21 protein-coding genes are annotated in these 25,250 nt (G+C 61.1%); 7 read left to right on the forward strand and 14 right to left on the reverse strand.

Annotated features, from left to right (window positions below; all coding sequences use genetic code 11):
• The first annotated feature begins 47 nt into the window (after positions 1–47).
• Positions 48–989, forward strand: a complete 942-nt coding sequence (locus H4I99_RS07060; RefSeq protein WP_163901318.1) for a LysR family transcriptional regulator — start codon at positions 48–50, stop codon at positions 987–989.
• Positions 990–1,030: 41 nt separating this feature from the next.
• On the opposite strand, the gene H4I99_RS07065 is transcribed toward H4I99_RS07060, so the two are convergent.
• From H4I99_RS07065 to H4I99_RS07080, 4 genes are all read right to left on the reverse strand, one after another.
• A complete protein-coding gene (locus tag H4I99_RS07065) occupies positions 1,031–1,261 on the reverse strand; it encodes a hypothetical protein (protein ID WP_163901316.1) in 231 nt (76 codons plus the stop codon).
• A gap of 184 nt (positions 1,262–1,445) precedes the next feature.
• Positions 1,446–2,000, reverse strand: a complete 555-nt coding sequence (locus H4I99_RS07070; RefSeq protein WP_163901314.1) for a sugar transferase — start codon at positions 1,998–2,000, stop codon at positions 1,446–1,448.
• Positions 1,997–3,322: an O-antigen ligase family protein gene (locus H4I99_RS07075; RefSeq protein WP_186663251.1), complete on the reverse strand. Its 1,326-nt coding sequence runs from the start codon at positions 3,320–3,322 to the stop codon at positions 1,997–1,999. Before H4I99_RS07075 ends, H4I99_RS07070 begins: the two co-directional genes overlap by 4 nt.
• Positions 3,319–4,056, reverse strand: a complete 738-nt coding sequence (locus tag H4I99_RS07080; RefSeq protein ID WP_163901310.1) for a glycosyltransferase family 25 protein — start codon at positions 4,054–4,056, stop codon at positions 3,319–3,321. The genes H4I99_RS07075 and H4I99_RS07080 overlap by 4 nt, the downstream gene beginning before the upstream one ends.
• A 265-nt stretch (positions 4,057–4,321) precedes the next feature.
• Here H4I99_RS07080 and H4I99_RS07085 point away from each other — a divergent pair, with 265 nt between their 5' ends.
• Positions 4,322–6,298 (forward strand): polysaccharide biosynthesis protein, encoded by a 1,977-nt coding sequence (locus tag H4I99_RS07085; protein ID WP_163901308.1) that lies wholly within the window; start codon positions 4,322–4,324, stop codon positions 6,296–6,298.
• Positions 6,295–7,236 (forward strand): UDP-glucose 4-epimerase family protein, encoded by a 942-nt coding sequence (locus H4I99_RS07090; RefSeq protein WP_163901306.1) that lies wholly within the window; start codon positions 6,295–6,297, stop codon positions 7,234–7,236. Before H4I99_RS07085 ends, H4I99_RS07090 begins: the two co-directional genes overlap by 4 nt.
• Before the next feature lie 74 nt (positions 7,237–7,310).
• Here the strand turns inward: H4I99_RS07090 and H4I99_RS07095 are convergent, their stop codons facing one another.
• From H4I99_RS07095 to H4I99_RS07115, 5 genes are all read right to left on the reverse strand, one after another.
• The gene (locus H4I99_RS07095) at positions 7,311–7,484 is read right to left on the reverse strand and encodes a hypothetical protein (protein WP_099060160.1); all 174 of its coding nucleotides are present in this window, start codon (positions 7,482–7,484) and stop codon (positions 7,311–7,313) included.
• A gap of 256 nt (positions 7,485–7,740) precedes the next feature.
• Positions 7,741–9,258 (reverse strand): tripartite tricarboxylate transporter permease, encoded by a 1,518-nt coding sequence (locus tag H4I99_RS07100; RefSeq protein WP_099059046.1) that lies wholly within the window; start codon positions 9,256–9,258, stop codon positions 7,741–7,743.
• Positions 9,259–9,271: 13 nt separating this feature from the next.
• Positions 9,272–9,763: a tripartite tricarboxylate transporter TctB family protein gene (locus tag H4I99_RS07105; RefSeq protein WP_163901304.1), complete on the reverse strand. Its 492-nt coding sequence runs from the start codon at positions 9,761–9,763 to the stop codon at positions 9,272–9,274.
• Positions 9,760–10,704, reverse strand: a complete 945-nt coding sequence (locus H4I99_RS07110; protein ID WP_163901302.1) for a Bug family tripartite tricarboxylate transporter substrate binding protein — start codon at positions 10,702–10,704, stop codon at positions 9,760–9,762. The genes H4I99_RS07105 and H4I99_RS07110 overlap by 4 nt, the downstream gene beginning before the upstream one ends.
• 236 nt (positions 10,705–10,940) lie before the next feature.
• Positions 10,941–12,008, reverse strand: coding sequence for an ABC transporter substrate-binding protein (locus H4I99_RS07115; protein WP_163901300.1), 1,068 nt, complete (start codon positions 12,006–12,008; stop codon positions 10,941–10,943).
• Between the two features lie 88 nt (positions 12,009–12,096).
• On the opposite strand from H4I99_RS07115, the gene H4I99_RS07120 reads away from it, so the two are divergent.
• Together H4I99_RS07120 and H4I99_RS07125 are read left to right on the forward strand one after the other, a co-directional pair.
• The gene (locus H4I99_RS07120; protein WP_163901298.1) at positions 12,097–12,774 is read left to right on the forward strand and encodes a response regulator; all 678 of its coding nucleotides are present in this window, start codon (positions 12,097–12,099) and stop codon (positions 12,772–12,774) included.
• Positions 12,771–14,162 (forward strand): sensor histidine kinase, encoded by a 1,392-nt coding sequence (locus H4I99_RS07125; protein WP_163901296.1) that lies wholly within the window; start codon positions 12,771–12,773, stop codon positions 14,160–14,162. Before H4I99_RS07120 ends, H4I99_RS07125 begins: the two co-directional genes overlap by 4 nt.
• A gap of 125 nt (positions 14,163–14,287) precedes the next feature.
• Here the strand turns inward: H4I99_RS07125 and H4I99_RS07130 are convergent, their stop codons facing one another.
• From H4I99_RS07130 to H4I99_RS07145, 4 genes are all read right to left on the reverse strand, one after another.
• Positions 14,288–15,400 (reverse strand): ABC transporter permease, encoded by a 1,113-nt coding sequence (locus tag H4I99_RS07130; RefSeq protein WP_164490839.1) that lies wholly within the window; start codon positions 15,398–15,400, stop codon positions 14,288–14,290.
• A 3-nt stretch (positions 15,401–15,403) separates the two neighbouring features.
• Positions 15,404–18,184: a ribosome-associated ATPase/putative transporter RbbA gene (gene rbbA, locus H4I99_RS07135; protein ID WP_163901294.1), complete on the reverse strand. Its 2,781-nt coding sequence runs from the start codon at positions 18,182–18,184 to the stop codon at positions 15,404–15,406.
• On the reverse strand, positions 18,181–19,254 hold the full coding sequence (locus tag H4I99_RS07140) for an HlyD family secretion protein (RefSeq protein WP_246225629.1): 1,074 nt from the start codon (positions 19,252–19,254) through the stop codon (positions 18,181–18,183). The genes rbbA and H4I99_RS07140 overlap by 4 nt, the downstream gene beginning before the upstream one ends.
• A 139-nt stretch (positions 19,255–19,393) precedes the next feature.
• Positions 19,394–20,170, reverse strand: a complete 777-nt coding sequence (locus H4I99_RS07145; protein WP_163901292.1) for a DeoR/GlpR family DNA-binding transcription regulator — start codon at positions 20,168–20,170, stop codon at positions 19,394–19,396.
• A 302-nt stretch (positions 20,171–20,472) separates the two neighbouring features.
• Between H4I99_RS07145 and H4I99_RS07150 the strand changes: the two genes are divergently transcribed.
• On the forward strand, positions 20,473–21,396 hold the full coding sequence (locus tag H4I99_RS07150; RefSeq protein WP_163901290.1) for a phosphotransferase family protein: 924 nt from the start codon (positions 20,473–20,475) through the stop codon (positions 21,394–21,396).
• Positions 21,393–23,834, forward strand: a complete 2,442-nt coding sequence (locus tag H4I99_RS07155; RefSeq protein WP_163901288.1) for a GcvT family protein — start codon at positions 21,393–21,395, stop codon at positions 23,832–23,834. The genes H4I99_RS07150 and H4I99_RS07155 overlap by 4 nt, the downstream gene beginning before the upstream one ends.
• A 6-nt stretch (positions 23,835–23,840) precedes the next feature.
• Here the strand turns inward: H4I99_RS07155 and H4I99_RS07160 are convergent, their stop codons facing one another.
• Positions 23,841–25,235 carry an amidase gene (locus H4I99_RS07160; protein WP_163901286.1) on the reverse strand — a complete coding sequence of 465 codons (1,395 nt, stop codon included), beginning with the start codon at positions 25,233–25,235 and terminating at the stop codon, positions 23,841–23,843.
• Positions 25,236–25,250: the final 15 nt, after the last annotated feature.

The following is a 25,250-nucleotide window of genomic DNA, read 5'->3' on the forward strand; positions in this document are numbered from 1 at the left end:
AAATTTATTATGTTGACTATCGCAGTTAAAAATATTTACTTTCTAATATGCGCAACGTCACCATCCGCCAACTCCGCACGATCGAAGCCGTCTGCCGGCTGGGCAAGATCAATCTTGCCGCGGCCGAACTGGGGCTGACCGGTCCTGCGCTGACGCTGCAAATCCAGCAGCTCGAGCGGGACGCGGGTGTGGCGCTCTTCGATCGGGGGCGGGAGGGCATGGTGCCGACCGGGTTCGGCCTTGCGTTTCTGGAGGCAGCGCGTTCGGTGGAGGACAGTCTTTCGACGCTCGACGAATCCATCAGCGCAATGAAGGGCTTACGCACGGGCCGGCTGCGGCTGGGCGTGGTGTCGACGGGCAAGTATTTCGCTCCGCAGCTGATTGCCGCCTTTCGCAAGCATGCGCCGTCGATCGAGATCAACCTCTTCATCGGCAACCGCGCTGAAATCATCCAGAAGCTTCGCGATCATGAGTTCGACATCGCCCTGATGGGGCGTCCCCCGCGGGATTTCGAGGTTCGCTCGCAGGTCTTCGGCGATCATCCGCTGGTCTTCATCGCACCTGCCGATCATCCGTTGGCGAATGTTCTCGACATTTCCCGGGAGCGGATCGCGGAAGAGCAGTTCCTCGTGCGTGAGAGAGGATCGGGCACGCGGATATCGCTCGAAATCTTTCTGAGCGCCGTTCCCCGTCGCCTTGAGGAACTCGGAACGGAAATGGGATCGAACGAGACGATCAAGCAGGCTGTCATCGCAGGGCTCGGGATCGCCTTCATCTCGGCGCATACCATCGAGCAGGAGGTCAAGCTCGGTCGTCTCGTCATTCTCGACGTGGTGGATACGCCGATCCGCCGGCAATGGTTCAGCGTTTCGCGCCGCGATCGGTCCTTCAATCCCGCCATGCAGGCATTCGAGCGCTTTCTGCTGACGGAAGGAGCACGCCATCTGCCGGTGGTGGCAAAGCCCTATCCGGCAAACGCCTTCGGCTGAGCGACGAGCGTCGGAAGAAGGACGGCGCGCCCCTCCGCAGTTCAGTAACCGGCTTCGAGAATGTCTTCGCTATACTGTGGAGGGTTTACGGAAGAACTTGCGACTGCTTCCAGAAGGCAATCCATGATTGCCTGGCGAAGAGCGTAAGTGTTCACCATTGTTTGCCTGCGATCCAGCCGCTGGGCGGCAACGACAAGATTGACGCCCTGCTGCAACACGATCTGTTGTGCCCGATTTAACGCCCAGGCCTCAAGATTTGACTGCTGATTCATTTCAGCTCCTGCGGCTAAGTCATTCACCCGTCAAAGACCGGTTCGAATCGATCTCTTAATCAATAATATTATTAATTTCCCATTTTCGTAGGTTTGCTGAAGCTTGCGCGAAGCTTTTGCCTGCTTGGCCCAAATTTAGTCAGCTGTATTGGACGTGAAAACGTATCCGGGTGGAGGTCGCCGCCTATTTGCGGGCTGCGTCGCCGGAACCCCGACCGAGCGCCGTTGCTATCAAAATGGCGATGTCGCCGGTAAATGAGCGCCGTTCCATGTATTGCCTATCCGCTGCCGCCAGTCTTGCCGGTTCCGACATGTCGATACCCGCAAGCTGGGCGCTGCCGGTAATGCCGGGGCGGATGGAAAACACGCCTTGCTTGCGCCTTTCGCTGATCATTTCCGCCTGACTCGGCAGACAGGGGCGGGGCCCGACGAGGCTCATTTCGCCCTTGATGACGTTGATGAGCTGCGGCAGTTCGTCCAGCTTGTAGGCGCGCAGCCAGCGCCCGACCGGGGTGATCCAGGCGGTGGACGCATGATGGGAGGCCACGTCTGGGGTGCCGGCGGCCATGGTGCGGAACTTGTAGCATTGAAAGGGCACTTCATTGCGCCCCACCCGCGTCTGTATGAAAAGCGCCGGTCCCGGGGAGGTGCGGCGAATGATAATGGCGACGATTGCCATGACCGGGCTGGTCAGGATCAGGCCGACCAGCGCGGCGGAGAGGTCGAACAGGCGTTTCATGTTCTGTTACCGGAGGCCTCGGCGCTTGTCTTGCTCAGGAAGGATATGGCGAACACGGCTGCGGCCATGACCATGAAAAAGGATTCGCCGAGCGCCAGCCGATTATTGGAGTTGCTGAAAAGTGTAACCATGAAAAATACGGTCAGGACATAGGCGCACATCAGGGTGCTGTGGCTGATGACCCGTCGCCGGTACGCTTCTCGCAACCGCCTCCAGGAGATCACGATGCTGATACCCAGTAGCGTCAGGCCGAAGAAGCCGTGGCGAACCAGGATTTCAAGGTAACCGTTGTGCAGCAGAACGTAACGGGTGCCGCCATAGGTCGTCTGGCGCCAGAGTCGCAGCCAATCGTTGCCGTGTCCGAAAAGTGGCGCCGTGGTGATCAACTCAAGCGCATTCGACCACAATTCAAGGCGCTCGCGCATGGAATCCGGTGTTTCTGGCGCATCGATTGCTGAGCGCATTGCGCCCTCGATGCTCGGTGCCTGCAGTGCATTTTCAGACAAGTTCACTGCGGCATCGTAGGTCGGTCCGGCGAATTCCTCGATGTTATCCTGCACGGTGTACAGTCCGATCGCTAGGAGCGTGAGGGCACCAATGAGAAGGGGTATGAGATACCGCCTGTGTTGGTGCAGGAAGGAGGTTGCGGCCATCACAACGACGGTGAAAATCAGTGCCAGCCACACGCCTTTGGATTTTGCGCCATAAATGTTGAAGAGCCCGAGTGCGATCGTCAGTAAGCCGGTGGCGAGGATCACATGTTTTTTCCAGCCGGCAAGTCTTCCGGTTTCGCCTGCCTCGAGCATCCAGTAAAAGGCGCCGATGATGATCAGTCCACAGCCAATAGCGCTGTGAATCGGATTGTTATGGAAGAGCGGGAAGGTCCGCTCTCCCGCCAATATGCCCGAGTAGTCGGTTGACAGCAGCAGCGCTGTCAGGGCTATCGCCATGAACAGGCTGATGGCCGGGAACACGTATCGGCGGCTGGAATAGAGTGCAATCCCGAGGCCGGGAAAGAAGATCGGAAAGACATAAAGCCATTCCGATGTGCCTTTCTCATCCAGAACGAAAACGCCATAGGCAAAACGCAGGAAGGCGTACACGCCCCAGGCGATACAGAGATAGGCGAAATAATCGCCCTTCAGCAGGCGGTAGTTTTCGCGGAAAAAGAAATAACCCAGGCCAACCAGTGTCAGTGCGGTATAGCGATACGTGTCGCTTTCGATAATCGGAGCGGAAATCATTCCCACCCAGAGGATCATCAGCAGATAGGGCAGCCAGGTCTTGTCGCGAACTTCCGGGGCGGGTGTCGTGCTGGTCATAGGGCGTATCTGATCCGGCGTATATATTCGATGGCGCGCATGAGATGCGTGATGGTTCTGCGCGGTCCCCTGAATTTATGCTTCCTGTAGTCTGCACGGGTGCCGATTTCCGTCATCTTGCTGGTGGTGGGGCTGAGATGGGCAATATTGTCCTTCACCGTGAAGACATTCACGCCATTTTGCCAGCCGCGCTCCAGCGCGATATCCAGGGGGTAGTTCATGACCCTGATACTGCTCAGCAGTTTTTCAGCGCCCTTGCGAGTAACAAGATAGCAGGCGGCGGAACCTTGTGGCCCATGCAGGCAGCGACCTACCTGATCTCCCAGTTGTGAGATTTTTCGCAGGCGGAACCACCGCGAGCGATGATTGAGCAGCTTGACCAGTTCCGCATCCGGAACAGCGTCGAGGATGGCTTCCGCACGCTCAATCAGCTTCGGCGGAATCTCCACGTCGTCTTCGATAATGATCGCTGCGTCGTTGTCGCTCTCAAGAAAGGTTGACAGAGCCTTGAGGTGGCTGCGGTAGCAGCCATACTCTCCGTCCAGCATCAGCCTCCCGTTCTGACGCAAAAAGGCAGGCTCGTCGATCTCGATCCTTTTTTCGGCAGGTATAGCGGCCCCATTAACGCCCGAGACACGCAAAAATTGCATATCAAACTGGGCTGCCTGGGCGGTCAGACATCGCCATCGTTCGATGGATCGGTCGAGATTTATGACGTAGGCGCCAATTTTCATTTATCTGCCAGTTCTTTAGTGCGAGCGCCAGCCTGTCCCCGAGCGAGATCTTCTATATGAGCGGTTGGGTTCAGGCAACGAAAATGGAGGCGAAATGTCCAGTCCCACTTTCGGGTGACTTGAGCGAACCCTGTGCTATTTCAACCTTTGCTATTGCCGAGGCGCATGCGGAGCATGTTAATAACTTGCAATGGATTGACTGCGGTGTCAGGGATGGAAACGTGGTTATCCTCTTCTTTTTACAGAGTCTGGTTGGAAATTCCTGATGGTTTGGGAGCGTTACATACCGGCAGTTCTCGCCTTTCCCCGCTGGGTAAAGCGATTGCTGGCCCTGACTGTCGATGCGGCTCTTTGCGTTCTTACTCTTTGGTTCGCCTTCTGCCTTCGGCTCGATTACTGGGGGCCGCTGGCTGGAATACAGCTTGTCACGATCCCGGTTTGTCTCGTCGTCGCCCTGCCGATTTTCATTCGTTTCGGCTTGTACCGCGCGATTTTCCGCTTCATCGGCTGGGATGCCTACCTGGCGATCATCAAGGCCATATCTCTATATGGCCTGATATTCATGACGATCTTCACCGTCATCAGCATTCCCGGCATTCCCCGGACGGTCGGTATCCTGCAACCGTTGTTGCTCCTGATCGCGATCGGCATGTCACGTCTTGTCACCCGCTATCTGCTGGGTGGCACTTACCGGAATATTTTGCGGGAAAGGAGTCAGTCGAACGTGCTGATCTATGGCGCCGGATCGATGGGCAGGCAGCTCGGCACCGCTCTCGGAAACGGCACCGAGCTGAATGTCGTCGGTTATCTGGATGACGACCAGACGCTTTATGGGTCCTATATCGGCGGCATCAGGGTCTACGACCCCCGCGACCTCAAGAAGCTTGTCGTTAAGCTGAACGTGAGGACCGTCCTGCTTGCAATGCCGGGCATCGATTCCAGGCGGCGTAACGAGGTCATCGAGAGCCTGCGCGGTGCGCGTGTTGCCGTCCGTCTGCTGCCCAATGTCAGTGAGCTGGCGCAGGGGCTCGTCCGCCTCTCGGATTTCCAGGAGCTGGCCATCGAGGATTTGCTCGGACGTCAGTCGGTTGCGCCGGACAAGACGCTTCTTGCCCGCAATATCCTTGGCAAGGTCGTCATGGTCACCGGTGCCGGCGGTTCCATCGGTAGCGAACTCTGTCGCCAGATTATGAAGATCGGGCCGGAATGCCTGCTTCTGGTCGACCAGAACGAATACGGGCTCTATTCCATTCACGCCGAACTGACGCGGGACGGTCGAGAGGACGAGCTGTCGGTTATCCCGCTTCTGGGTTCGGTGCGTGATGAGCGTCGCATGCGGGAGATCATGGAGACTTTCCGGCCGCATGCCATTTATCACGCGGCAGCCTACAAGCATGTGCCGCTGGTGGAGCACAATCCGATCGAAGGGATCGGCAACAATATCTTCGGAACGCTGGTGGTGGCCAAGGCCGCAATCGAGATGGAGGTGCCGTCCTTCGTCCTGATCTCAACTGATAAGGCGGTGCGACCGACCAATATCATGGGCGCCAGCAAGCGCGTCGCAGAACTGGTTCTCCAGGCGCTTGCCGAGCGGGGCGGTTCCACCGTGTTTTCAATGGTACGCTTCGGCAATGTTCTGGGTTCGTCGGGCTCCGTGGTGCCGCTCTTCCGTCAGCAGATCGCGCAGGGCGGTCCGATCACGCTGACCCATCCGGAAATGACGCGCTTCTTCATGACCATTCCGGAGGCATCGCAATTGGTTATTCAGGCCGGCGCCATGGCGGAAGGCGGCGACGTCTTCTTGCTCGACATGGGAGAGCCGGTCAAGATCATCGATCTGGCACGGCGAATGGTGGAGCTTTCCGGCCTCACGGTTCGGGATGACGACAATCCGGATGGTGACATTGCCTTCGAGATGACCGGGTTGCGCCCGGCGGAAAAGCTCTATGAGGAATTGCTGATCAGTGACAATCCGGAGCAGACGGCGCACCCGCTGATCATGAAGGCCCACGAAGATTTCCTGCCTTGGTCGGCGCTGGAGAAGGCGCTTTATAGCCTTCAGCAGGCGATGAACAGTGGCGATCTGGTGGCGGCGCGCGAACTCATGGGTAAGCTTGTTTCCGGCTATCGTCCAAGTGCGGATATCGTCGACTTCGTTGCTTTGCGGCAGATGGAGCGCACGGACCGTTTCGGCCCGCTGCCTGAGGATGAAAGTTCCGACTTCGGTGGAATGATCCGATGATTCTCGTTACCGGTGGAAGCGGTTTCGTCGGCAAGGCGTTGACCGGTGAGCTTGCCCGTCGCGGTCTCCCTTACCGGAGCGCGGGACGACGAACTGGTGTGTGCGATGTCGCGGTCGGCGAGATCGACGGCTCCACTGACTGGTCGCAGGCGCTTGCCGGTGTCGATCTTGTCGTTCATCTCGCGGCACGCGTGCATGTGATGAATGATACGGCGGTCGATCCTCTCGCGGCTTTCCGTGCGAGCAACACGGATGGCACGCTCAATCTGGCGCGTCAGGCTGCGGCTTGCGGCGTCAAGCGCTTCGTCTTCATCAGCACGCTGAAAGTCAACGGCGAGGAAACTCTTCCGGGGCATCCGTTTCGTGCCGGCGACGCGCCACAGCCGCTCGATCCCTATGGCGTTTCCAAGCGGGAAGCCGAAGATGGCCTGTCCAGGATTGCGGCCGAGACGGGCATGGAGGTGGTGTGCATCCGGCCGCCGCTCGTCTATGGCCCCGGTGTGAAAGCCAATTTCGCGGCCCTTCATAAACTGGCATCGGGTAGTTTGCCGCTGCCCTTCCTGTCTATCCGCAACAGGCGGTCGATGGTCTATGTCGGCAATCTCGTGGATTTCATCCTGCGCTGCGCCGAGCATCCGGCCGCCGCGAACCGTACCTTTCTCGTCAGCGATGGCGATGATGTTTCCCTGCCGGTGCTGATTTCTCGGATCAGGGTCTCGCTCGGAAAGCCTGCGCGGCTTTTCCCGGTGCCGCCCTTCGTGTTCACGCTTGCCGCAAGATTGCTTGGGAAGCAGGAATTCGCCCAGCGTCTTCTGGGCTCGCTGGAGGCTGATATAGCGGAGAGCCGGGCAGTGCTCGGCTGGACGCCTCCCTTCACGATGGCAGACGGATTGAAGGCGATGGCCTTTGAGCCCGGTCTGTCTTCCAGGCAAAAATAAAGCCGGACAGCCATTTCTGGCTCCCCGGCTCAGCGGATATGTTGGAAGCGTTGGCTTCCCTTGAAGTCCAAGCCTTAGCCGAGACGAACCTTGCTGAAATCCTCGGGCTTGATGCCGAGCGCACGCAGGTCGTGGCGGTTGGGGGTACGGTGAGCTTCGACAGCGGCGGCTGCTGCATTTGCTGCGCTGAATACTGCGATGGCGCGTCCAAGGAAACCCATGCGAATTGCGCCAGTAAGGACAGACATCTTCTTTGCCTTCATCTTCGTTTGTTTGCATCCGGAAGATGGTCTTTGTTAGCGCATTCTACAATGGCGTTTCAAACAGTGCTGCCATGCAATAAAGAAGGGCCGGCCCCTTTGGGGAACCGGCCCTTCATGACTACCGTCAAATCCGACGGCTTTAGAGAGTTTCCGCTTTTCTTCGAATCGCTGAAACTCTCTATCTCTTTGTTCTTACGCATTTCCGGACGGAAAACCGGGTCCCACTTTTCCTGGAAATGCTTTAGTCTTCGCTGGCAGCCAGATGCGAGAGCACCTCGCCCTTGCCCCGAGCCCGCATGATGAGCGGCAGGATCAGCGCGACGGCGGCGATCGCAAGCAGCACGGCCGCGATCGGTGACGTCACGAGGACCGTCACGTCGCCCTGGCTGATCGCCAGGGCGCGGCGAAGCTGCTGCTCGGCCAGCGGTCCGAGGATCAGGCCGACGACCACGGGGGCGATCGGATAACCGAAGACGCGCATTGCGTAACCCATCAGGCCGAAGGCCAGCAGCATGCCCAGTTCGAACACGGAAGGGTTGGCGCCAATGGTGCCGAGAGTCGCGAACAACAGGATGCCCGCATAGAGCCAGGGCTTGGGGATCGTCAGCAGACGGACCCAGAGACCGATCAGCGGCAGATTGAGCACCAGCAGCATGAAATTGGCGATCAACAGGCTGGCGATCAGACCCCAGACGAGCTGCGGATTGGTCGCAAACAACAGCGGTCCCGGCTGCAGGCCGTATTGCTGGAAGCCGGCGAGCATGATGGCGGCGGTTGCCGTCGTCGGCAGGCCAAGGGTCAGCAGCGGCACCAGCGTACCGGCAGCCGAAGCATTGTTGGCGGCCTCGGGACCGGCGACGCCTTCGATTGCGCCGTTGCCGAATTCTTCCGGATGCTTGGTCAGGCGCTTTTCGGCGGCATAGGAAAGGAATGTGCCGATTTCGGCGCCGCCCGCCGGCATTGCGCCGATCGGGAAGCCGATCAAAGTGCCGCGCAGCCAGGGTTTCCATGAGCGGGCCCAGTCGGTTGCGGTCATCCAGATCGAACCCTTGACGGCTTCGACCTTGTCGGGACCACGGTCGCCCTGTGCCGCGAGGAACAGGCTTTCGCCGATTGCGAACATCGCAACGGCAAGCGTCGTTACCTCGATACCATCGAGCAGGTCCGGCACGCCGAAGCTCATGCGGGTCTGGCCGGTCAGCTGGTCGATGCCGACGGTTGCGAGCGCCAGGCCGATGAAAAGCGAGGTGAGGCCGCGCAGGGTGGAATCGCCGAATGCCGAGGACACCGTGACGAAGGCCACGACCATCAGGGCGAAGTATTCCCTCGGTCCGAAGACCAGGGCGAGCTTGACGATGTATGGCGCGATCAGCGCGAGGGCAAGGGTTGCGATCAGGCCGGCGACGAAGGAGCCGATGGCGGCCGTGGCAAGGGCCGGGCCGCCGCGCCCGGCGCGCGCCATCTTGTTGCCTTCCAGCGCGGTGACGATCGAGGCGCTTTCACCCGGCGTATTGAGCAGGATCGAGGTGGTCGATCCGCCATACATGCCGCCGTAATAGATGCCGGCAAACATGATCAGCGATCCGGCGGGATCGAGCTTGAAGGTGACGGGCAGAAGCAGGGCGACGGTCAGCGCCGGCCCGATGCCCGGAAGCACGCCGACGGCGGTGCCGAGCGTGACGCCGATCAGTGCATAGAGAAGGTTCGCCGGCTGTGCGGCGATTGCGAGGCCCTGCAGGAGAAAATCGAAGGTGTTCATGCGAGGCTACTCCTCAGAGGAAAAGGTGCTCGAGCGGCCCTGCCGGCAGCGAAAGCTGCAGCAGACCGGCGAAGACCAGCCAGATCGCAAGACAGATGGCGATGCCGACCGGAAGCGAGATCCAGAGTTTCCTTTTGCCGAAGGCGAACGCCGTAGCGGCGAAGAGGACGCCGGTTGCAATCGAGAACCCGGCTGTCTTCAGGAGCAGCATCTGTCCTGCCAGTCCGCCGACGATCCAGAGAACGGGAGAGACTTCCTGATGCTCGCGCTCGGGAAAATCGCGGCGAAAGGCGGCGACTGCAGTCCATACGGCCAGGCCGGCCAGGCAGACGGCAATCCATTTCGGCACGGTTGCGGGGCCGACGGGAGAATATCCGGTAACCTCGCCAAGGCGTGCGACGTCCCAGAAGATCAGGCCGGCGAGAGCGGCGAGGAAGATGGCGATGAAAAGCGCCGCCCCATCGGGGCGGCGTGTCTCATGCTTCGGGTTCGATCCGGTGCTCATTTCACCAGTCCGATGTCCTTGAGGACGCCTTCGGTGGCGGCAACGTCCTTGTCGAGCTGTGCCTTGAAGGCGTCGCCGGAGAGGTAGGAGTCCTGCCAGCCCTTGGTCTTCAGGATTTCCTGCCAGCTTGCGGACTTGGCCAGCTTTTCGACATCTGCGGAGACGGCGGCTTCCTGCTCGGGGGTAAGGCCGGGAGCAGCTGCGACCATGCGCCAGTTTTCAACCACGACGTCGATGCCGCTTTCCTTCAGCGTTGGTGCTTCCACGCCGGCAAGGCGATCGGCGCTGGTGACGGCGAGCAGGCGCAGCGTGCCGGACTTGACCTGCGATTCGAATTCGCCATAGCCGGAAATGCCGGCCGTGACCTGGCTGCCGAGGATGGCGGCCAGCGCTTCACCACCGCCGGAGAAGGCGATGTAGTTGATCTTGGTCGGGTCGACGCCGGCTGCCTTTGCGATCAGGCCGACAGCGATGTGGTCGGTGCCGCCGGCCGAGCCGCCGCCCCAGGATACCGAGCCCGGATCCTTCTTCAGGGCGTCGACGAGGTCGCCGATGGTCTGAAGAGGCGAGGATGCCGGAACGACGATTGCTTCATATTCGCCGGTGAGGCGGGCGATCGGGGTGACATCCTTGAGGGTTACGGGAGCCTTGTTGGTCAGGATCGCGCCGACCATGACGTAGCCGCCGACGATCAGCGAATTCGCATTGCCCTTGTTCTGGTTGGCGAACTGGGCAAGGCCGATGGTGCCGCCGGCGCCGGGAACGTTCTGGACCTGCACGTTGGAGGAAATGCCCTCCTGCTGCATGGCGGTCTGCATCGAACGGGCTGTCTGGTCCCAGCCGCCGCCCGGATTGGCGGGCGCGATGATGGTGTAGTCGGCTGCATATGCCGGAAGCGCCATGGCGCCGGCGAGAATGGATGCGAGGAAGAAGTGTTTCACGATGTGTCCTCCGTCAGGCGCTGCTCTTGCAGCCCGTTTGTTTTGCTTGTGCCGGGGGAGAACGGTCGCCACCGCTGGTGCCGTGGCCTGAAAATGCAAATTGTGCCGAAGCTCCTCCCGAGCCTTGGTTTCCGCCTCCACGGATTCCAATGACGTCAACGCACCACAGAAAGCTGTCATCTAGCTGACACCGGTCAAAAATCGTGTGGGCTGACGATCCTGGCAGCCTAACTCATTTACTGGAGGCGCAAAACCTCGTTCCACCGGTCGATCAGTCGGGCGCGTTTTACCTGATCGAGGTAGACCATCAGGCCGGGGCTGACGGGAACCGGGCGAAGCTGTGCGCCGAGAAGTTCCCGCATGGTGTTGGCGGTGTTCTCGCCGTTCACCTCGGGGCTGACCGCGGCGATCTGGAGTTTCCGTGCCATGAGGGTCTGGCCCTCCTTCGACATGAAGAATTCGAGATAGGCGCGGCCGAGATCGGGTGAGGCTGCGGCCTGTGGCACCAGCCCGATGCGCGACATGACGACGGTATAGTCCTTGGGCAGGACGATGCCGACGTCGGGATGGCGCGAGGCCCAGTCGGCCGCATAGGAACCGATGATGTTGTAACCGAGGACGAAGCGGCCGTCGGCTATGCGCTCGAGGATGGCGGAACTGGTCGAGTAAAGCTTGACGCCGGCAGCGCCCATGGTGCGGATGACCGACCAGATGTCGTCGAACTGTTCCTGGTCGCGGGCCATGAACAGAAAGCCGACGCTGGAACGTTCGATGTCGTAGGTGCCGATGCGCCCGTAGACCTCGTTGCCCTTGCGTTTCAGATAATCCACGAATTCTGCGCGGGTCGCCGGAGGCTTCTCGTTGATGAAGCTAGGCTTGTGATAGACGAAGACGGCTGGCTCGAAGGTAAGCGCATAGGCGGTATTGCGCCAGTTGGCCCAGCTCGGCCAGCGGTCGCTCATCGGCAGGTCGCTGCGCTGGGCGTAACCGTCATTGCTGAGCTTCACCTGCAGGTCCATGGCGGAGGAGAAGGCGAAGTCGGCGGTCTTTCCGCCTGAATCGGTCTCCTTGACGATCCGGTCGTAGATTTCGCCCGTGAGCATGTCCTCGTAGCGCACGGCGATATCCGGATGCGCTTTCTGGAAAGCGACAATCATGTGTGCGGCTATGGGTTCGTCGAGCGAAGAATAGACGACGAGTTCCCGCGCGGCAGCATTGCCCGATGGTGCGGGAAAGACCACAGGCTCCGCCCGCGCGAGCGTGGCCAGCGTCAAGGTCAGCAGCAGGGCAATGAAACTCCTCATGAATTCATATTGCAGAAGCGGAGGGGCGTTCACAAGTGCCGCCCGGCTCTGTAGTTTGAGTGTTCAACGCGCATGGAGGAGGTCCGTATTGCGCATTCTGCTGGTGGAAGACAACACGGCGCTCGCCGACGGCCTGTCCGCGCTCCTGCGCGGCAGCGGCTATGCTGTCGATGTCGTGTGCGACGGGGTCTCCGCCGAGGCGGTGACCGCCACGGAAAACTTCGATCTCGTCATCCTCGATCTCAACCTTCCCGACATGGGCGGGCTCGATGTGCTGAAGGGCATGCGTGCCCGCCAGAGCAAGGCGGCAGTGCTGATCCTGACCGCACGCGGGGCGACGGAAGATCGCGTGCGCGGCCTCGATCTCGGTGCCGACGACTACATGAGCAAGCCGTTCGACGTCAGCGAACTGGAAGCGCGTGTCCGGGTTCTTCTGAGGCGGCAGGCAGGCTTGCGTTCTTCGGCCGTTCACTACGGCAAGGTTTCACTTGATTTGAATTCCCGAAGCTTTTCGGCGGATGGCACGCCGATAGACCTGCCGGCTCGAGAGCTTGGCCTGCTGGAGCTGCTTTTCCTTCGCGCCGGCAAGGTGGTCTCCAAGGAGGCGATCATGCAGTCGCTCGCCGCTTTCGACGATGACCTGAGCGCCAATGCCATCGAGCAATATGTCAGCCGATTGCGCCGAAGGCTGGCCCCTTACGGTCTGACCGTCAAGACCGCGCGCGGCATCGGCTATTACCTCGACAGGCCGACGGAACCGGCATGACGGTGTCGGTCTATTCGCTTCGGCGTCAATTGCTCGGATGGCTGCTTCTCGCGACGCTCGTCATGGGTATTCTCGCACTGATCGATACCTATCGGGATGCCGTGCGTACTGCGGATGCGGTGTCCGACCGGGTACTCGCAGGGTCCGCCATGGCGATTGCCGAGCGGGTGATCGTATCCGAGGATGGCGAGTTGCAGGTCGACATTCCCTATGTCGCTCTGGAAATGCTGACGTCCGCCGCGCAGGACCGGGTATTCTACCGCGTCGACGGACCTCCGGGCGAGTTCATCACCGGCTACCAGAATCTGCCGACCTTCGCCGATCTTAGGGGGCAACCGGCCTTCTACACGGATGCGATCTTCCGCGGCGAACAGATCCGCATCGCCGTGCTGCAACGCTCCGCCTCGACCGGCATCAACTCGGTTCCGTTTTCCGTAACCGTTGCCGAAACTACCATTGCCCGCCGTCAGCTTGCCCGTTCGATCCTGATCAACTCGGCGGCGCGTCTGGGTCTGATGATCGCCGTTGCCGCAGCGATCGTGTGGATTGCCGTTACCTTCTCGCTGAGGCCGCTCTATCGGCTCAGCGATGCGATCTCGGAGAGAAGCCCGGATGACCTGCATCCGATCGAGCAGTCTGTACCGAGCGAGGTGCAAGGGCTGGTCGATACCGTCAATTCCTTCATGACGCGGCTCGCCTCGGCGCTGGCGGCAATGCGTAACTTCACCGGCAATGCCAGCCACCAGCTTCGAACGCCGCTTGCCATCGTGCGCACCCAGCTTGAACTTGCCCAGAGAGCGACGACTCTCGAAGAGGCTCGCGCGGCGGCAAAAGAGGGCGACAAGGCGGTGGTGCATGCCGAGCGCGTTCTGGCGCAATTGCTGCTGATGGCCAAGATCGATTCCGTGGAGCCGGAAGCGCGGCAGATGCCGGAGCCTATCGACCTCGTGGCGCTCGTCCGCCAGATCACCGCCGACAAGGTGCCTTCCGCGGCGAAAGCTTCCGTCGATCTCGGTTTCGAGGGGGAGGGAAGTGCATGGGTGGCGGCCGAGCCTCTTCTGGTCGGAGAGCTTCTCGGCAACCTGATCGGAAACGCCATCGCCTATGCCGGCTTCAATGCGGAGGTCACGGTACGCGTGAGCCAGCGCGACGATTGCGTTCGGCTGGAGGTCGAGGACGATGGGCCGGGTATACCGGCCTCGCGCATGGAAAGCCTGAAACAGCGTTTCGTTCGCGGGGAACGCGGCGAGGGGCTTGGCCTCGGCCTTGCAATCGTCGAGGAAATCGCCCGGCTTTTCGGCGGCACATTCCAGCTTGCGCGGGGTCGAAACAACCGGGGATTGCTCGTGGTCGTGACTTTTCCGAGAGCGGTTTACCCGCAAGCCTGATGAGGGAATGCGGGCCGATGTCTAGAGCGGTTTCCGGCGCACACGGGATCGCCAAAAATGCTCTATCTTTTTGTTTCCACCGCATTGTCCGACGCCGAAGCGATCACGCTTTGGCTGGAAACGCTCTAGCGCAGGAATGCCCGGAAGCGGCCGAGCGCAAAGGAGAAGAGCACGGTTCCGATTGCCGCAAGCCACAGGAACTGCGACCAGACAACGTCCATTCCAGCCCCCCGGAACAGAATCGACTGCGCCATCGAGATGAAATGGGTGTTCGGAGCGAAGGACATGATGACCTGAATGATCTCCGGCATGCTTTCGCGCGGGGTCATGCCGCCGGAAAGCACCTGCAGCGGCAAGAGGATCAACATCAGTAGCAATCCGAACTGAGGCATGGAGCCGGCGACGGTTGCGAGGAAGATGCCGAGGGAGGTTGCCGCGAAGAGCTGGAGCGCCGTGGCGGCCACGAACAGCGGGACGGAGCCCTGGAGTGGCACACCCAGTAGATAATGGGCCACGACGATCAGCGAGAATGTCGACGCGATTAATACAACAAGGCTCATGGCAAGCACCTTGCTCACCATAATTTCCAATGCCGTGACCGGCATGACCAGCAGGTGCTCGATCGTTCCGTGTTCGCGCTCGCGGATGAGGGCGGCGCCGGTCAGGATGATCGACAGCATCGTGATGTTCATGATGATGTTGTTGATCGCGCCGAACCAGGTGTTGTCCAGCTGGGGGTTGAATCGCGCCCGAAGCGCCAGATCAACCGGCACAGCGGGTGTGCTGCGATAACGGTTGACGAACTCGCTGATCTCGCTGTCGACGATGTTCTGAATGTAGCCCGCGCCGGTAAAGGCCTGGGTCATGCGGGTTGCATCGATGTTGAGCTGCAGGGCTGGAGTTCGTCCCGCGAGGACCTCCTGCTGGAAGTTGACCGGAATATTGAGGGCGAAGGTTGCCTGTCCGGAGTCCATCCGCTTGTCCATTTCCGCAGCGGTGATGAGTTCGGGCTTGGTGAAATACGGCGGGTAAAATGCGTCCACAAGGCGTGTCGAAAGCTGCGAGCGATCCTCGTCGACGATGGCGATCGCCGCCATGTTGAGGACCTGTGGCAGGGCGCGCGCCTCGGTATAGATCGACAGTGTGAACGAATAGAGGATGAAGGCGAAGAGCATGCGGTCCTGCATCAGACCGCGCAGTTCCTTCAGAACCAGATTGCCGACATGGCGGATGCGCATGGGCTACTTCTCCTGCTTCTTGAGGAAAATCGTCGTGAGCCCGATAAGCACCGGAATGGAGACGAGGAGATAGAGGACTTCCTTCTGCACGTCGGCAAGGCCGAGCGCCTTGGAGAAGGCGCCGCGCGCGACCGTGACGAAATGGGTAGTCGGATAGTAGGTGCCGATGATCTGCCCGGCACCCTTCAGCGAGGAAACGGGATCGATGATGCCGCCATACTGTACCGCCGGGATCAGCGTCAGCAACGCGGTGCCCAACAGAGCGGCGATCTGGCTCGACACGAAGGTCGAAATCAGTATGCCCAGTGCCGTGGTGCAGGTCACATAGAGCAGGGCCGCGAGCGCGAAGGCTCCGAAACTGCCGGTGAAGGGAACTCGGAATACCACGATCGCGAAGGCGGTCAGCAGCAGGAAGTTCATCATCGCCAGCGCAATGTAGGGCAATTGCTTGCCGAGCAGGAATTCAAGCCGGGTCGTCGGCGTGACGTAGAAGTTGATGATCGAGCCGAGTTCCTTTTCACGCACCACGCTCAGCGCGGCGAGAATGGCCGGTATGATCAACAGCAGCAGCGGAATGACAGCGGGCGCCATGGCGACGAGGCTTTTGACGTCCGGATTGTAGCGGTAGCGCGTTTCCAGCGAATAGTTGCCGGTTGCGGCGGCATCGCCATAGGCTTCTCGAATTTTCTCGGTGAGCCAGTGGGCGTGTACCCCCTGAACGTAGCCACTGAGGGTCTCGGCCCGCGTTGGCATCGCGCCATCGATCCACGCCCCGATTTGCGGTGTGGCGCCTCGCAGGGCGTCTCGGCCGAAATTCGGCGGTATCTCGATCGCGAGGCTGATCTCGCCGCTGCGCATGCGCTGGTCGAGATCGGCATAGTCGGTGATCGGTGGCTTCTCGATGAAATAGCGAGAGCCGGAAAACTGCTGGATATAGTCGTCGCTGATCGTGGTGCGGTCATGGTCGAGAACCGCGAAGCTCAGATCGTCGACATCCAGATTGATGCCATAGCCGATGACGAACATCAGGATGACGCTGCCGAAGACGGCGAGGGTCCCGCGGATCGGATCGCGCTGCAGTTCCAGCATTTCGCGGCGCGAATAGCTGAGCATGCGCATGAAATCGAAGAAGCGGGAACTCTTGCGGACGGTAGCGGATGGCGCCGGGGCCTCGACAGTCGGCGGCGAGGTTTCCACTGCCGCAGGTGCCTCGGCGCTGCCGGCCTTTGCAATGGCATCCTCGAGATAGGCGATAAAAGCCTCCTCAAGCGTTGCCGCCCCCCGTTTGCCGACGATTTCCGATGGCTTGTCGCTGATCAGTACCGTGCCGGCATGCATCAGCGAGATGCGGTCGCAGCGTTCCGCCTCATTCATGAAATGGGTGGAGACGAAGATCGTCACCCCGTCCTTACGGGAGAGGTCGGCAAGAATCTGCCAGAAATTGTCACGCGCGATGGGGTCTACGCCCGAGGTGGGCTCGTCGAGGATCAGGATTTCCGGCGCATGCACCATGGCGACGGCAAGCGACAGGCGCTGGCGGATGCCGAGCGGCAGTGCCTCCGGCAGCGTGTCCATGATGTCGGTCAGGTCGAAGCGCTCGGCCATTTCGCGAATGCGGGGCTCGATCCTGTCCGATGGAAGCTCGAACAGCTTGGCATGCAGTTCGAGGTTCTGGCGCACTGTCAGCTCGGTATAGAGCGAGAAGGCCTGGCTCATGTAGCCGATGCGCTGGCGGGCCGCGAGGTCGGAGCTTTCAAGCTCTTTGCCGAAGAGTTTTGCCGTCCCTTCCGATGCCTGCAGAAGTCCGGTCAGCATCTTCATCGTGGTGGTCTTGCCGCAGCCGTTCGATCCGAGGAAGCCGAAGATTTCCCCGCGCTCGATCCGGAAGCTGACGTCGTTGACGGCGGTGAAATCGCCGAACCGCATCGAAAGATGCTCCGCCTCGATGGCAATTTCGCCATCCATGGTGGGGTCCCTGGGCGGGATGACCAGAGCGCCGTGACCGCTGCGCTTGTCTTCCGGCAGGAGCGCGATGAAGGCGTCGTCCACGTTCGACGTGCCGGTGCGCTCCAGAAGTTCATGCGGTGAGCCGGTTGCAAGCAGCCGGCCTTCGTCCATGGCGACGAGCCAGTCGAAGCGGGCGGCTTCCTCCATGTAGGCGGTGGCGACGATGACGCCCATGCCCGGCCGGCCAGCGCGGATGCGGTCGATCAGCTCCCAGAATTGCCGGCGCGACAGAGGGTCGACGCCGGTCGTCGGCTCGTCGAGGATCAGAAGATCCGGATCGTGGATCAGCGAGCAGCAAAGGCTGAGCTTCTGCTTCATGCCGCCCGAAAGCTTGCCGGCGGGGCGGTCTGCAAAGGGTGCAAGGCCCGTGCTTTCCAGCAGTTCGGCAATGCGGCGTTCACGTTCCTTGCGGCTATGCCCGAAGAGCTGGCCGAAGAAGTCTATGTTCTCGAAAACCGAGAGCGTCGGATAGAGGTTCTTGCCCAGCCCCTGCGGCATGTAGGCGATGCGCGGGCAGGTTCTCGCCCGGTGTCCTGCATCGGCCATGCTGCCGCCCAGCACCTCCACCTCACCGCCCTGAATGGCGCGAGCGCCGGCGATCAGCGCAAGCAGGCTGGACTTGCCGACACCGTCGGGACCGACGAGGCCCACCAGTCCGTCACCGGGAATGTCGAGTGTGATGGAATCGAGCGCCTTCGTCTTGCCGTAGCTCAAAGAAACATTGCGCAGGCTGGCGACGGGGGACGACGCACTCACCGATGGAAGATCGGAGCTCATTGGACGAGCTTGCCCTCCAGATCGGCCGGCCAGGGCGTATTGGCATCGACGCGGACATAGGCCACGCCGGGCACGCCGGTCTTTACGAGCTGGATGTATTTCTGCAGCAGCTCAGGCTTGATCTTGGCCTTGACCCTGAACATCAGCTTTTCGCGCTCGACTGCCGTTTCAACCGATTTCGGGGTGAATTGCGCGACGCTGGCGACATAGGAAACCGTGGCCGGGATCAGAGCGTCAGGCAAGGCGTCGAGCTTCAGGCGAACCTCTGAGCCGATGGCCAGCCGGCCGGCGGAATCCGTCGGCAGGAAGAAGCTCATGTAGACGTCGCCGAGATCGACGAGGTTGACCACGCGACCGCCGCCGGCAACGATTTCGCCAGGCTGAGCGACGCGGAACTGCACGCGACCGTCGCGGGGAGCCGTCAACAGGCTGTCCTCAATCTGCGTCTGGATGGTGTCGATGGCGGCTTTCGCGGCATCGGCTGCGGCCTTGGCGTCGACGACCTGCGCATTGGCCGAGCTGATGCCGGCATCGGCGGCGGCGGATTCCGCCTCGGCGGCGGCAACCGCGGCGCGGGCGCCTTCGACGGCAAAGCGTGCGTCTTCGAGCTGTTGGGTGGAAATGGTGCTCGACTTTGCCAGCTGTTCGGCGCGGGCCTGCTGGTTCATGGCGCTTTCTAGCTGAACCTTGCGCTGGGCGATCGCTGCTTCGGCGGCACGCTTTTCCGCATTGCGCTGGACGACCTGCGCATTGGCGGTTTCGATTCCAATGTCGGCGCGGCGTGACTGAGCCTCGGCCTGCTTGAGCTGGGTGTCAAGTTCCCGTGTGTCGATCTGGGCGATCTTGTCGCCGGCTTTGACGAAGTCGCCTTCGTCCACGAAGATCTCGCTGATACGGCCGGCAAACTTGGCAGCCACATCGACCTCAACGGCTTCGATGCGGCCGTTGCCGCTCGCGATGCCTGCCGGAAGTTCGGAAGAAGCAATCGACTGCCACACGTAATAGCCACCGCCTGCGGCAGCCGCCACCACGATTGCCAGAATGATGCCGTTCAGTTTGGGAAGTTTCACCGGTAGCCCCCGTGTCGAAATGCGTTTTCCTCTTTCGTAGAGAGGTACGCGCCACGTCTAATCATTTGATTAAAACAACATGGATTTCGCAGATGCAATAGCGTCCGGGTGACACTCTCCAGGAAACTGGAAACTTCGTCTAGATTGAATTCTGGTTCCTGGCGAGAAAGAGGGAAACGCCTGCTGCGGAGAGTGCCTCGGAAATATCGAGCGGCGGCGCTCTGTCCGTCGCGAGTTCGCCGATATCCGCAAAGTCGCAAACCTTGACCAGCCCCTGGCGGCCGAACTTGGTGTGATCCGTCACGACCAGCGTCCGTTTGCCGCGGGAAAGCACGGTTCGGGCAAATTCTGCCTCTTCGAGGTCGTAATCCATGATGCCGCTTGCCGCATCCACGGCCCCGGCGGAGATGATAGCGTGGGTGACATTGAAACGGCTGACGAATTCGATCGCGGAAACGCCGAACGCGGCGGCATTGTCGCTACGCAGTTCGCCGCCGGCCATGTAGACCTTGTTGTCGTTGACGGTGGCCAGCGTGCGGGCAATGTCCGAGGAGTTCGTCACCACGGTCAGGCGGCGATGGCCCAGCAACTCGCGGGCGAGAAAGCTCGTCGTCGTGCCGGTGTCGAGCATAATGGAATCGCCATCGCGGATCGTCGCCGCGATGGCTTGGGCGATCGCCTTTTTCGCGGATGCATTTTCCCGCATTCGCTTTTCAAAAGGCGCTTCCCCGACGGACGTCGGCAGCGCAATCGCCCCGTGCATACGCACGACTGCTCCGCTTTCGGCGAGCGGCTTTATGTCACGCCTTATGGTTTCGAGCGAAACGCGCAGTCTTCGGGCGAGGTCGGAAATCGAAAGCGTTCCATCCTGCTGCAGAAACCGCAGGATCTCCCTGTGGCGCTTCGGTTCGTTCATGGCACCATCCCATCGCCGTTCCTCATGATTAGCGATGCTTTGCCCACTTGAAAATGTAAAGACACAAAAGCGGGCATAAAAACACAAAAAGTCACATAACCCTCATTGACATGTTGCCGTGTGTTACGTGAGATTGCCGTTGATGCCTGTCGCGCCTCACGACAAAAACAACGCGGGAACGGCGTACAGGGATCGGCCTGATAGATTTCATGCGTTCGACCGGGAGGAAACTGCATGCTTGTCCCTCTGCCCGTACCACTGTCATCCCAAGTCCCCTGCCTGTTTTCGGGCAGGGCGTCGCGATGAGCGGGGCTGCGGCATCTGAATTCCTCATCCCGAAAGCAACGGAAGACCGCATCCGAGCCCTGTCATGCTGGAACGGCATCCTTGAGATTTCGCGGTTAAAGGGCGGTATCAGCAATGAGAGCTATGTGGTGCGGGACGCCCGTGGCCCGCACGTCGTGCGGTTCGGTAGCGACTACCCGTTTCATCACGTATACAGGGATCGTGAACTGATGACTGCGCAAGCCGCGCAGGCCGCTGGCTTCGGTCCCGATATCCATTATGCCGAGCCGGGCGTGATGGTGACCGGGCTCATCCACGGCAAGACGTTTAACGCCGAAGACGTGATTGCCGAGCGGGAGCGCGTTGCCCGGATGCTCAGGTCCTTTCATGAGACCATGCCACGCTTCGTGCGAGGGGCGGCCTTCCTGTTTTGGCCGTTCCACGTCATTCGCGATTACGCCTACACGCTGGAAAAGGGCAAGAGCCGCATGACGGCTGAACTGCCAGGCTATCTGGCGATCGCCGACGAACTCGAAAAAGCGCAATCGCCGCTGCCGATCGTCTTTGGCCACAACGATCTTCTGCCGGCCAACATCATGGATGACGGCGAGCGCCTGTGGCTGATCGATTACGAATATGCCGGCTTCTCGACGGCGATGTTCGATCTGGCCGGCGCAACCTCCAATGCCGGGCTTTCTGCCGATCAGTCGGAGGAATTTCTCGCCGCCTATCTCAGGACAACGCCCGATCCCGAGATCCGCCGTTCGTTCGCCGCCATGCAATGTGCGTCGCTGCTGCGCGAGGCGATGTGGAGCATGGTGTCGGAGCTTCATCTGTCAGCGCCGGGCGCGGATTATGTCGCCTACACAGAAGAGAATCTTGAGCGGCTTGCCGCTTCCCTCGACCATTATCGTAGCCTTTACGGAAAGACCTTTTCATGACCAATCTTCCTTCCCATGCGCAGATCGTCGTCATCGGCGGCGGCATCATCGGCTGCTCCACTGCCTATCACTTGGCTCGCGACCACAAGGCGGATGTGGTGCTGCTGGAGCAGGGCACTCTGACCTCCGGCTCCACCTGGCACGCGGCGGGTCTCGTCGGGCAATTGCGGTCGTCGGCCTCGATTACCCGCGTGCTGAAATATTCGGTCGAGCTCTACAAGGGTCTGGAGGCCGAGACCGGGCTTGCGACCGGCTGGAAGATGACCGGCTGCCTGCGGCTTGCGACCAATCAGGACCGCTGGACGGAATTCCGCCGGCTCGCAACGACCGCCGGCAGTTTCGGCATGGAGATGCATCTCGTCTCGCCCGAAGAGGTCAAGCGGATGTGGCCGCTGATGAATATCGACGATCTCGTCGGCGCAAGCTGGCTGCCGACGGACGGGCAGGCCAGCCCCTCCGACATCACCCAGTCGCTGGCGAAGGGTGCGCGCATGCATGGCGCGAAGATCGTCGAGAACGTCCGGGTAACGGGCTTCGACATGAAGGACGGCCGCATCGTCGCGGTGAAGACCACGCTTGGCGATATCGCCTGCGAAAAGGTGGTGAACTGTGCGGGACAGTGGGCAAGGCAGGTCGGCGCCATGGCGGGCATCAACGTGCCGCTGCAGCCGGTCAAGCACCAGTATATCATCACCGAGAAGATCGACGGGCTTGCCACCGATGCGCCGACGATCCGCGATCCGGATCGGCGCACCTATTTCAAGGAGGAGGTCGGCGGACTGGTCATGGGCGGCTACGAGCCCAATCCTCAACCCTGGACGACCGGCGACGTGCCGGATGAGTGGGCCTTCCGTCTATTCGACGACGATTTCGATCATTTCGAGCAGCACATGGTACAGGCCATCGAGCGCATTCCGGCGCTGGAAAAGGCCGGCGTCAAGCAGATGATCAACGGTCCCGAGAGCTTCACCCCGGACGGCAACTTCATTCTCGGCATCGCGCCGGAATGCAGCAACATGTTCGTCGGCGCGGGCTTCAATGCCTTCGGTATCGCTTCCGGCGGCGGCGCGGGCTGGGTGCTGGCGCAGTGGGTGGTGGACGGCGAAGCGCCGCTCGATCTCTGGGTGGTCGATATCCGCCGGTTCTCCGGCATGCATCGTGATCGCCAATGGGTGCTCGACCGCACGCTGGAGGCCTATGGCAAGCATTACACCGTCGCCTTCCCGCATGAGGAATATGAAAGCGGCCGGCCGAGGCTCACCTCGCCGCTTTATGAACGACTGAAGGCCCATGGGGCGGTGTTCGGATCGAAGCTGGGCTGGGAGCGGCCGAACTGGTTTGCGCCTGCGGGTACCGAGGGCCGTGACGTCTATTCGATGGGCCGGCAGAACTGGTTCGATGCGGTCGGCGCCGAGCATGCCCATGTGCGCGAGGCTGTCGGCATCTTCGACCAGTCCTCCTTCGCCAAATACGAGGTGACCGGCCCCGATGCCTTGAAAGTCCTGGACCACATCTGCGCTAACGACGTCACAAAACCGGTCGGTCGCCTGACTTATACTCAGCTTCTCAATACACGCGGCGGCATCGAGGCGGACCTGACGGTCGCACGCCTGGGCGAGGACAGGTTCTACATCGTCACGGGCACCGGCTTCAGAACCCACGACTTCGCCTGGCTTGCCGACCATGTTCCGGCCGGTGCGAAGGTAGAAATGGCCGATGTCACCGAGGATTGGGGCACGCTGTCGCTGATGGGGCCGAAGGCGCGGGACGTGCTGGCCGCCGTGACGGACGCGGATGTCTCCAACGCCGCATTCCCCTTCGGCCATGCGCGGGAAATCACCATTGCCGGGAGTACCGTGCGGGCCCTGCGCATCACCTATGTCGGCGAACTTGGCTGGGAACTGCATGTGCCTATCGGAGCAATCGGCGAGGTCTTCGATGCCCTGATGACGGCGGGCAAGTCGTTCGGCGTCAAGCCGGTCGGCTATCGGGCGCTGGAATCGCTCAGGCTGGAAAAGGGCTATCGCGCCTGGGGCTCGGATATCACGCCGAACGATACGCCGTTGGAAGCGGGGCTCGGCTTTGCCGTCAAGCTCAAGCGTAGCGCCGATTTCCTCGGCCGTTCCGCGCTTCAGGCCGTTGCCGGCCAACCGCTGAAGAAGCGGCTGATGGGGTTCACCGCCGGGCCGAATGTCGTTTTGCTCGGTCGCGAGACGATCCTGCGCAACGGCGAACCGGTCGGCTATCTCACCAGCGGCGGCTATGGCTACACCCTCGGCAAGGCGATCGGCTACGGCTATGTCCGCAATGCCGGGGGTGTCAGCGACGATTACCTGACGAGCGGTTCCTACGAACTCGTCGTCGCGATGGAAAAGGTCCCCGCCGAAATCCATCTCGGGCCGATGTTCGATCCTGGCATGGAGCGGATCAAGGCCTGAGCCGGTTCAGGCCAACGGCGGCTTCGGCCAGTTGGTCACGCCGCCGGTCCAGGTTTCGAACAGCTTCGACAGTTTCAACACGCGCATGTCGTCGAAGCGTGGGCCGACGATCTGCAGGCCAATGGGCATGCCGTTCCGGGAGAAGCCGCAGTTGATCGAGGCTGCCGGCTGTTCCGACATGTTCCATGGAACGGTGAAGGCGATATGCTCGAAGGGCTTTTCCGGATCGTTGGTGGGAGAGGCCCAGTCCGCCGGATAGGAGACGATCGGATTGGTCGGCGATAACACCGCATCGACGGTGGTGAAGAGCCTGCCGCAGGTCTTGCGCATCTCGATGGTCTGGCCGAAGCCCTGCACCGCCTCGACGCCGGAGACATCCGCCCCCTTTTCGGCCCACTGGTAGATATAGGGCAGGATCTTGGCTCGACGTTCGGCGCTGAGGTTGCGGATATCGCCCCAGAACTTGGCCCGCCAGAAATTGTCGAGACCGTCGAGCATCTGGCGCGTCAGGACCGGTTCGACCTCGAAGACGGTCGCGCCTGCGTCCTCGAAGCGCTTCGCCGCGGCGAGCACCGCGTCGCGAATTTCGGTCTCGGCCGCAAGGCCGCAGCCGGCATCCAGCATCACGCCGATCTTCATGCCGCGCACGTCGATATCGTGGTCCATCCAGTCGAAATCATTGGGCGGCAGGCTGGTGCCGTCGCGCCAGTCGGGGCGCGAAAGCGTTGCCATCGAAAAGGCCGCATCGTCGACGCATCGCGTCATCGGGCCAGCGCAACGGCCGACATAATAGGGATCGACCGGAATGCGCCCGTGGCTGGGCTTGAAGCCGAAGAGGCCGGTCCAGCCGGCGGGCAGCCGCACCGATCCGCCGATATCCGTGCCGATATGCAAGGGGCCGTAACCCGCCGCACCGGCCGCAGCCGCGCCCGCGCTCGATCCGCCGGGGTTCTGCGTCAGGTCCCAGGGGTTGCGCGAGAGCGGATGAAAGCTAGACAGGCCGGAGGAGAGCATGCCGTAGTCGGGGCAGGTGGTCTTGGCGAAGATCACCGCGCCGTCTTCCTTCATGCGCGCGGCAATCGGGGCGTCTTCCTCGGCGGGGAGGAGCTCGACAGCGGCGGTGCCGAGTGGAACCGGCTGTCCCTTGGTGGCGATCAGCTCCTTCAGCGAGACGGGGATGCCGTCGAGGGGGCCGAGCGGTTCATCCCGCAGCCAGCGTTCGGTGGAGGCTCTCGCCTGTTCGCGCGCGCCTTGCGGATCGTAGGCGTAAAGCGCTGCCACATGCGGTTCGAAGGCCTCGATGCGAGCTTCGACCGCCAGCCAGTATTCGTGCGGGGAGAGGGTTTTCGCGCGGTAACCGGCGATAAGGTCCCTGATAGTGAAATCGAGCAAATCAGTCATTTTGGGTAATGCCTT

This window comes from Paenirhizobium daejeonense (genome assembly GCF_014280875.1).
Lineage (GTDB): Bacteria > Pseudomonadota > Alphaproteobacteria > Rhizobiales > Rhizobiaceae > Allorhizobium > Allorhizobium daejeonense.

Coding starts and splice junctions, on each gene's coding strand:
- H4I99_RS07070 (WP_163901314.1), bottom strand. CDS start 2,000: ATGAAACGCCTGTTCGACCTCTCCGCCGCGCTGGTCGGCCTGATCCTG.
- H4I99_RS07145 (WP_163901292.1), bottom strand. CDS start 20,170: ATGAACGAACCGAAGCGCCACAGGGAGATCCTGCGGTTTCTGCAGCAG.
- H4I99_RS07085 (WP_163901308.1), top strand. CDS start 4,322: ATGGTTTGGGAGCGTTACATACCGGCAGTTCTCGCCTTTCCCCGCTGG.
- H4I99_RS07080 (WP_163901310.1), bottom strand. CDS start 4,056: ATGAAAATTGGCGCCTACGTCATAAATCTCGACCGATCCATCGAACGA.
- H4I99_RS07095 (WP_099060160.1), bottom strand. CDS start 7,484: ATGTCTGTCCTTACTGGCGCAATTCGCATGGGTTTCCTTGGACGCGCC.
- H4I99_RS07090 (WP_163901306.1), top strand. CDS start 6,295: ATGATTCTCGTTACCGGTGGAAGCGGTTTCGTCGGCAAGGCGTTGACC.
- H4I99_RS07155 (WP_163901288.1), top strand. CDS start 21,393: ATGACCAATCTTCCTTCCCATGCGCAGATCGTCGTCATCGGCGGCGGC.
- H4I99_RS07105 (WP_163901304.1), bottom strand. CDS start 9,763: ATGAGCACCGGATCGAACCCGAAGCATGAGACACGCCGCCCCGATGGG.
- H4I99_RS07075 (WP_186663251.1), bottom strand. CDS start 3,322: ATGACCAGCACGACACCCGCCCCGGAAGTTCGCGACAAGACCTGGCTG.
- H4I99_RS07115 (WP_163901300.1), bottom strand. CDS start 12,008: ATGAGGAGTTTCATTGCCCTGCTGCTGACCTTGACGCTGGCCACGCTC.
- H4I99_RS07150 (WP_163901290.1), top strand. CDS start 20,473: ATGAGCGGGGCTGCGGCATCTGAATTCCTCATCCCGAAAGCAACGGAA.
- H4I99_RS07125 (WP_163901296.1), top strand. CDS start 12,771: ATGACGGTGTCGGTCTATTCGCTTCGGCGTCAATTGCTCGGATGGCTG.
- H4I99_RS07065 (WP_163901316.1), bottom strand. CDS start 1,261: ATGAATCAGCAGTCAAATCTTGAGGCCTGGGCGTTAAATCGGGCACAA.
- H4I99_RS07130 (WP_164490839.1), bottom strand. CDS start 15,400: ATGCGCATCCGCCATGTCGGCAATCTGGTTCTGAAGGAACTGCGCGGT.
- rbbA (WP_163901294.1), bottom strand. CDS start 18,184: ATGAGCTCCGATCTTCCATCGGTGAGTGCGTCGTCCCCCGTCGCCAGC.
- H4I99_RS07160 (WP_163901286.1), bottom strand. CDS start 25,235: ATGACTGATTTGCTCGATTTCACTATCAGGGACCTTATCGCCGGTTAC.
- H4I99_RS07060 (WP_163901318.1), top strand. CDS start 48: ATGCGCAACGTCACCATCCGCCAACTCCGCACGATCGAAGCCGTCTGC.
- H4I99_RS07100 (WP_099059046.1), bottom strand. CDS start 9,258: ATGAACACCTTCGATTTTCTCCTGCAGGGCCTCGCAATCGCCGCACAG.